The organism is Chloroherpetonaceae bacterium (genome assembly GCA_025056565.1).
GTDB lineage: Bacteria > Bacteroidota > Chlorobiia > Chlorobiales > Thermochlorobacteraceae > Thermochlorobacter.
In genome coordinates, this window is record JANWWA010000035.1 from 1 (window position 1) to 1,470 (window position 1,470).

Sequence of the window (1,470 nt, forward strand, 5' to 3'; positions counted from 1 at the left end):
GTATGAACTACCAATGCTAAAATAGAAACTTTAGGGTAGTCATGTAAACACCCCTTGTCGCTTAAACGCTACAAGGGGTTTTTTTCAAACGCACTTTTTGATTTTATTAAATAGAATTAAATAGAAAAAGAAGAACCATAGTCATTTTTATCTGTTTTGTCAAAATAGAATATCAGTCCTTTGTTATCACAGAGAAAGATTTCGCCGTCATTGTAAAAAAGCACAGTTGCATGTGCGTGTTCAAAACAATATGCTTTTACAACATACCGTTCTGGCGTATCGTAAGAACACGACGTAAACATGTCAGGATTATAACGGTCTTGTTCCTCTATCTCTTCTGGAGACACACGAATCATGACACGAGAAAGTTCGTATTTCATCTTTTTTCCTCCTACTGAATTTTCGTTAAAGAAAAAAAAATTGTGATAAAAAGAAAAGAAATCTATTATACGTATACGCATTGCACTTTACATGGTCTCACACATAGAACTGCTATGCGAAAAAAAACGGCGCAAGACATGCTTGCGCCGTGATTTTTTTTTATCTTAAAGAAATTATTTTATCTTTTTAGAAAGTTTAATAAAATCTTCTTCATCGACACAGCGGAAATACTTTCCTTTAAATTTGCCTTGTCCAGACCCAAGAAACCATCCGTATTCGGAAGATGTTTCGTATCTGGTCTCACATGAGAACCAGTACACTTTGTTTTTCATGCTGGCGTCAACAACAAACACGGCAGCATCAAAGTCGCCAAAGAAGATAATATGGCGACCTCGAAGCATGTGCCAAGGTATAATGCGAGACTGGTGATCAAAAAAACTTTGCCAACCCTGTCCATTGTTATACGAGAATGTTTCTCCGTTAGGAGCATCGTAGAGTTCTACATCTCCTAACTGGAGTGCAATCTCGGCAATGTTAGCAAAAAAATCTGCTTGTTTCATGCAAGAACCGCTCGTATCCAAAGCAATTACAACACGTTCTTTTTTTCTGGATTGACGGCAAGAAAAAATAGAACGTCCAGAATAGCGTCGCATGAGAAGTGCATTCATGTCCCACTCGTCATCACCTTCCGTTATTTCATACGAAAGGTCCTCAGCGACCTTTCCTATTACAGCAGCAAAAACTGCCTTCAGGCGGTTTATAGTATATCTATTATCCAAGGAAAATGCCTGCCTTGAATTCTTAATTCCCCAATCTTCTCCATTTATATCATTTTTATTATTGTCTTCATCATTTTCTTTTTCGTTTATCTTGTTTTCTTCATTTTCATTTTCATTATTGTCTTCATTTTCTTTGTATTCATCATTTTCTTTTTCGTTTATCTTGTTTTCTTCATTTTCATTTTCATTTTCATTATTGTCTTCATTTCCAGTCTGTAACAAAGGTATTATGTTATTTATTATGTCATTTTTATTTTCCTTGCCGTCTTCTTTGGCGTTAGGCGAATTTTCAATATCGCCTGTAGCTTCC

At 35.9% G+C, this 1,470-nt stretch carries 2 protein-coding genes; both read right to left on the minus strand.

Translation table 11 applies throughout. The features are described 5' to 3' along the window. Nucleotides 1-116 precede the first annotated feature (116 nt). A complete protein-coding gene (locus NZM05_12520; GenBank protein MCS7014438.1) occupies nt 117-380 on the minus strand; it encodes a hypothetical protein in 264 nt (87 codons plus the stop codon). A gap of 174 nt (nt 381-554) precedes the next feature. After that, the coding region (locus NZM05_12525) for a hypothetical protein (protein MCS7014439.1) at nt 555-1,470 on the minus strand (916 nt) is incomplete at its 5' end.

What these genes read in the sequence shown, in the direction of transcription:
- NZM05_12520 (MCS7014438.1), bottom strand. Translation starts at nt 380, where the DNA reads ATGAAATACGAACTTTCTCGTGTCATGATTCGTGTGTCTCCAGAAGAG.